The following is a 5949-nucleotide window of genomic DNA, read 5'->3' as shown; positions in this document are numbered from 1 at the left end:
CTTAAGCTCAGCCAAGGCACGGTGTGCACCATTGAGTGCTTTTAGCACCCCCTTGGTCTCAAGATCTAAGCGGTAGGGAAGCGATGTGGGTTGCCAGGACATTTTACTGTAAAGATTTTCTTGTTTTCTTTATTTTGTAAAACACTAATGTAAAGAAAATTGAGAATTTTTTACATTGTAAATTTATAATATTAAGATTTTCTCATTTTTTTAACATTAAATTCAAGCCCTTCCGGTTTTCTCCTTCTGAAAAAATCAGCATTTCACTTAAAAATTAGCAGCCTTAGACCCTAAAAAATACTTTTTGATAGCCGCAATTCCCAGAAGTTTATCCCGTGACTCCGGCTCCAGGTTTACATCCTTATTTCCGGCAATCAGTGATTCCAAGGGTATACCCAAATATCTGTTCAATATCACAAGCCTTGTCATATTCTTGTTTTGACTTTAATATTTTAATTTTAATAGCGTACAGAGATACCTTATTTGGTAACTTTTATAAAGTGATTTCAGAAATCGGTCATGTGATTCTTTAAAATCTTGGATGTTGATTTCCGGGTACTGACTGTTGTGCTTTTTTATCGTACCAGTTCGTAGTCATTGATCAATAGACCTGGAGATAGATTTAATCGTCTTGTGAGGTTTCTTATCATCTCTACAGTCAATTTTCTTTTCCGGTTTAAAACTTCCGAAACTCTACTTTTTCCACCAATTTCATCTACCAAGTCAACTTGTTTTAGTTGCATTTCTTCCATTCTGATCTTGATAGCTTCAATTGGGTCAGGAGTTTCTATCGGATAATGTTTCTTTTCATATTCATCAATCATTAATCCAAGTATATCTGCTTCGTCACTTTCAGGTGTTCCTATTGCTGCATCAAAGATGACTTCCATTCTCTTTAATGCATCTCTATAGTCAGATTCTGATTTTATTGGTCTTATTATCATGGTTTTAATTTTTAATTTTATATCGAGTTAGCATCAATCTTGTCATATTCGTCATGGGTTCCAATGAATCGGATAAAAATCCATTGTTTTTCAAAATTGAACTTGGCAACAAGTCTATAAGATTTACCTTTTATGTTAAAGACAATTCTGCTGTCTTTTAAAACACTGGCATTCGCATAAGTCTGTTTAACATCACCTGGGGTTTTCCATTCTGCATTAATTGCTGTGTTATGCCAAGTTTTTAGATACTGTTCAGAGTCAGCGTGTTTCTCCCAAAATTCTCTTAGGGTACTTTTTGAAAAAATTCTTTCCATGCCTTTAAATCTTGATGTAAATATAAGACGAAATTCTCAATTTGGGAACTTTTCTGTATTTGGATTTTTTTTATGCTTGCCAACGATCAATAAACGCTATAAAAAGTCCTTAGCGAACCCTTGCGTCCTTTGCGGTTTAGTTATTAAGTTATTTCAAATTTCTTTAACATTCCAAACAGTTGCCTTTTCATCCAATTCCCAGATTAAAAAATAGGCTTAATAGGCTCGCTGACATGAATACTATCGAAAAGTTTGGTAATGTGTTGCTGAGTTAGCCAAATGCAGAAATACCGCTTCCATCAGATTTTTCAAGTCTCAAGATTAAGGATATTCCACACCATGCTTACTCCAACTAAAACGTTAAAACTTTTGCTTTTTCCAATAGTTTTTTTGCTTCATTCCAAGATGGAAGAGTCTCAGTATCTATAGTGATTGTTCTTATTTCTTTGGCAATTTGTTTGCTTTTTTGCATGGCATCTAAATGTGCACCGCTTTTGGCAAATTCTTTCAGTTCCATTTCACTATTCCACAGTGTCATGGTATAATGTTTAGTCCAAATACCCCTTTTTTTGAAGTCCCTACATTGGGTCGCTTTAAGTTGTTTAATAATATTCAGGGCTTTTGAAGATAAAGCAAAAAACTTAAGCGGTCCCTTTAGCTCTATGGATGTAATGGTAGCTTTCATGTTTATCTGTTGGTTTTTTGTTCAAACATTGCAAGTAAATCCCTTAATTATACCTAAAGCCCGTTCTTATTATTCCATATGTAATAAATAGTCAGGAATTTCCAGGTTTTATTTTCTAAACCTACCAAATTCTTTCTTCACAAAAAATAGCTTAAACAGGGTATTTTTACTTTTTGGGGATTGGGGAAGGGGATGATGGGGGCTGAACTTAAATTATAGAAAAGCACGTTTTCTAGCCGCAAAGACCGCCAAGAAAACGCAAGGAAAAGTCCTTAGAAAACCTTTCCATGCTTTGCGGTTTAATCATTTATTTTGCATATCCCCATTGAACCCAGTAGCAATATCTTTTTTTGGTTCACCTCGACTTCGCTCGGTGCCCGGAGATATTGTTCATGATGAAGGGGGGATAAATGCAGCTGCGCCGCATTTACCCCCCTCCTTATTCCAAAATAAAAAAATCAACACCCAAAAATCAGCTATTTCAAACCGCCAAGGTCACCAGGATATCGTAAAGAAGAATTCTTCGCGCAACCCTTGCGCCCCTGGCGGTTTGATGTAAAAAAATATTTCAAAGACCGGTTTTATCGATCCTCTTGCGCTGATGATTCCCCAAACGGCCAAGAATGGTATCCAGTGAAGTTGTTAATTTATCCAATGCTCCCGAAATGGCCTGATCATAGCTGTCAGACTGGTTGATCACCGAAAAAGGTTGGCGTCCTTTTAGCCGGGCTTCCAGCAAACAACGTTTGGTATTCATGCCCTCCTTCAATCCATCCTCATCGGAAAGATGAACTTCCAATCGGGTAATATGATGATCATAGCGGCTTAATCCCTCTTCGATCAGATTTAGAAAAGTGGCTGTAAACTCTTCGTTACCCGGCACACTTTTATCTGTGTTAAATTGAATGGTCATAGAAAATTGAATTTAGTGAAAATGAACGATCAATACCTTAATATGGCCGCAAGGCCGGAAGTAGAAGGCATTTTATCCTGTGGGATAATCAATACGGTGCCCCCCATTTTATTTACCAACTCGCCTATGTCGTCGAGTAAATCATCCAACTTAGGTTGTGTTAAATCCATCATTTCAAAGGTGCCGGTGGTTTTGTTTCTCAGGCGCTTGGCAATGATTCTTCCTTCTTCAATCAAAAGAGTGTCCACTCTTCCGCTTTCAGCTGCATCGGTGACATCATCGATATTGTCACTTCCTAAACCATTGGCCTTCGCCTGTTGGTATTTGCCCCCTATATCCTCAAGCTTCTTGAAATAGACAGGCTCCATGACTTCCCATGCCAATGCTGCGAGTTTTTTTATTGAAACAGATTGTGCATTTATTTCAATTCCATCCGGTAACAGCATGGGATTTTCGTTTACCTGCTGAAACCGGTCATGGTGTTCGGGTAAAGCCGCGAGAATCAAAGGAAAACCACTGGGCTTAGAAAAATTTTTCTGTACGGTGTCAGACACAATATTGAAAAATCTATCGGCATCGATATCCACTTCATCCTTTTTCCCGCCATGTCCATGATGCATATTTGAACTTTCGCCGCCTGCTCCTCCATAAGATGCAACGGTAATGTGCTCATCGGTCAATTCATCTCCAAGTGCTGCTTCTATTGTATTCGGAATATCCTCCTGAAGGACTATTTCAACAAGCGCATGCCGATTGCCTTCATATAGATGAAATTCATGCTGGCTTAAACCCAGGACATGGTATCGATCTGCCGACTGCAAATAACGTCTCAGTGGTCTGGTGTGGAAGTTGTCCGAGACTATCGCAAGCTCACCAACCGCTACCGGTAAATGTATCACCACAAAACGTCCCGGAGAACGAAGAACAGCAAGTCCTTCTGTGGTGTGATTCCAAAAGTCCTTGTTTTCGCCAAGCGCTTCGATTGGTTCCAACAACTCAGTAATTTCACCGGTGGTAAGTTTTTCCGATAATGACTCCTTTACCTTTTTGAGAAGGTTCTTAAAACGGATAGTATCCTGAATATTCTCCGGATGGCTACGATGTGTTGGCATATAAAGAGAAATACAGGGTTTCGCAGTTTCTGCAAGCAGTTCTTTAATTAACTCAGGGGTAAGTTTAGTAGTCATTATAATTCATTTAATTGTTTGCTTTTTAAGACCAGGTACCCCACATCCCCTTGCCGGATTCATTAAAATGTTGGTTAATCGGCCTGTCTGGAATTGAGCGACCATGCCCATATTTTCCTCATTGCAAATAATTGGGCAATCAGGTTCCGGGTAATTGCAACCATTCAGGTTGAGAAGGTGGATTTTGTAATTACATACAAGGTGGTCATTAATCACCTATTTATCGTACATACTTCTTGGTATATATTACATTGTTCACGCTTATTCGTTCCGATAGTATTTTGGAGGAAGTGTTAATTGTCAGCTGATGGGGGCTGAAGGATGAATGTTAAATTCAGATTTTTCCAAGAATTCTATTCCTGATTTCTTTGTCTAAACCCATACCAATAGAAAAATACAAGCGCAGAGATTCTGCATTTGCCATTTTGGCAACTAAGTAGCGGCCACTGAGGATTTGTTATTTGAGTTGTTTGATAAAGTCTAAAGTGATTTCCATTTCTACATTAGGTTTTTTATTTCAATTCGCTTCGGCCACTTTCACTTTGGACTTTTTCAGCTTTTCTCCATTGAGTTTTTTGACTAAGCCAGGGGCTATACTGCGCTTCACCGCCACATAACTGGCAAAATCCATGATGGTGATCAAACCGATAGCCTCATTGCTGGCTTTTCCGATTTTGATCAGGAAACCCACAATATCTCCCTTGCTGATTTTATCTTTCTTGCCGGCACTGAGGTAAAGCAAAGCAAATCCGGTCGGCTCGGAAGGGATGGTTTCCATAATTTCCACCTCCTCTACGTTGTTTTCATCCAGGTATTCCGGAAATTCCTCCTCATCGGACAGGACCAAATATCCCTGCCCGGAGGCATGCATCCTGGCTGTACGACCATTTCTGTGGGTAAATGCGTCTTCTTTTGGAGGAAGCTGATAATGCACGATATGCTTGATTTCCGGTATATCCAGTCCTCTTGAGGCCAGGTCTGTGGCAATCAGTAAATTGACCACCCCACTTCTGAATTTGATGAGGTTTTTCTCCCGGTCCAACTGTTCCATGCCACCATGTAACACCGCATGCTCGTAGCCATGATCGCCCAAAAGCAGGCTGATACGGTCAACCGCCTCCCTGTGGTTGCAGAACACAATACAGGCCTCTCCTTGAAAATGGGAAATCAAACGCATCAGGTTCTGGGTTTTCTCTTTGCTGGAGGTAGGCAGGAATTTTAGTTCCAGTTTGGAATCCTTTTGTTGGCTCAGGAAATCCACCACCGGAGGATTGTCAAAAGGAATAAATTCCGGTAAACGTCCCATCTTGGTAGCAGAGGTAAGGTAATGTCTTTGGACAGCTATCAGTTTTCTGAAAATATCCCTCAATTGATCGTGAAACCCGAGTTGAAGTGATTTATCAAACTCATCCAATACCACTGTTTGGATGGCTGAGGTATCCAAAGACCCTTGGTTGACATGATCGGATAGCCGGCCTGGGGTGCCGACAACCAGTTCGGGAAATTCCGCCAGACTGTTTTTTTCCAATTTCATGGAATGGCCTCCATAACAGGTGCTGACTCTAAAACCTGTTTTCAGGGATTTGAAAACCTGCTCGATCTGTAAGGCCAATTCCCTTGAGGGAACGATGATCAGAGCCTGAATACTTCTGGAAGTGGGATCCAGGTTTTTGAATAAAGGAAACAAAAAAGCCAGGGTTTTACCGGAACCTGTTGGTGCCAGCAGCATGAGGTTGGGATTGTTTTCTGCTGCATTTATAAATGCCCGCTGCATCTCATTGAATGCATGTATTTCCAGGTTACTTAAAAACTGTTGTTCCAAATCTTTATCCATTTTGCTAAAATAGTTGAAATAAAGTTGAAATACTGCTGACGCGAAATATTGTAGAAATGGTAAGAGAGATAT

At 39.9% G+C, this 5949-nt stretch carries 7 protein-coding genes; all 7 read right to left on the bottom strand.

From position 1 onward, the window contains the following. Positions 1 to 267: 267 nt before the first annotated feature. Positions 268 to 429, bottom strand: a complete 162-nt coding sequence (locus tag QZT73_RS03130; protein ID WP_291786578.1) for a hypothetical protein — start codon at positions 427 to 429, stop codon at positions 268 to 270. A gap of 146 nt (positions 430 to 575) precedes the next feature. Next, complete coding sequence (locus QZT73_RS03125) at positions 576 to 944, bottom strand: transcriptional regulator (protein WP_291786575.1); 369 nt, start codon at positions 942 to 944, stop codon at positions 576 to 578. 17 nt (positions 945 to 961) lie between these two features. Beyond that, positions 962 to 1258, bottom strand: coding sequence for a type II toxin-antitoxin system HigB family toxin (locus QZT73_RS03120; protein WP_291786574.1), 297 nt, complete (start codon positions 1256 to 1258; stop codon positions 962 to 964). Between the two features lie 352 nt (positions 1259 to 1610). Beyond that, entirely contained in the window at positions 1611 to 1943 is a 333-nt protein-coding gene (locus QZT73_RS03115) for a DUF3291 domain-containing protein (RefSeq protein WP_291778204.1), read from the bottom strand. Between the two features lie 568 nt (positions 1944 to 2511). Beyond that, the gene (locus QZT73_RS03110) at positions 2512 to 2856 is read right to left on the bottom strand and encodes an HPF/RaiA family ribosome-associated protein (RefSeq protein WP_291778207.1); all 345 of its coding nucleotides are present in this window, start codon (positions 2854 to 2856) and stop codon (positions 2512 to 2514) included. Between the two features lie 29 nt (positions 2857 to 2885). After that, entirely contained in the window at positions 2886 to 4043 is a 1158-nt protein-coding gene (locus tag QZT73_RS03105; protein ID WP_291778210.1) for a hypothetical protein, read from the bottom strand. Between the two features lie 517 nt (positions 4044 to 4560). Further along, on the bottom strand, positions 4561 to 5949 hold a 1389-nt coding region (locus tag QZT73_RS03100), incomplete at its 5' end, for a DEAD/DEAH box helicase (RefSeq protein WP_363331084.1).

Source organism: Cecembia sp. (assembly GCF_007126775.1).
Classification (GTDB): domain Bacteria; phylum Bacteroidota; class Bacteroidia; order Cytophagales; family Cyclobacteriaceae; genus Cecembia.
Note: the sequence above shows the minus strand (reverse complement) of the source record. Positions and strands in the feature narration are given on the sequence as shown.

Excerpts from the sequence above, each read along its gene's own strand:
- QZT73_RS03130 (WP_291786578.1), bottom strand. The coding sequence starts at position 429 with ATGACAAGGCTTGTGATATTGAACAGATATTTGGGTATACCCTTGGAA.
- QZT73_RS03125 (WP_291786575.1), bottom strand. The coding sequence starts at position 944 with ATGATAATAAGACCAATAAAATCAGAATCTGACTATAGAGATGCATTA.
- QZT73_RS03120 (WP_291786574.1), bottom strand. The coding sequence starts at position 1,258 with ATGGAAAGAATTTTTTCAAAAAGTACCCTAAGAGAATTTTGGGAGAAA.
- QZT73_RS03115 (WP_291778204.1), bottom strand. The coding sequence starts at position 1,943 with ATGAAAGCTACCATTACATCCATAGAGCTAAAGGGACCGCTTAAGTTT.
- QZT73_RS03110 (WP_291778207.1), bottom strand. The coding sequence starts at position 2,856 with ATGACCATTCAATTTAACACAGATAAAAGTGTGCCGGGTAACGAAGAG.
- QZT73_RS03105 (WP_291778210.1), bottom strand. The coding sequence starts at position 4,043 with ATGACTACTAAACTTACCCCTGAGTTAATTAAAGAACTGCTTGCAGAA.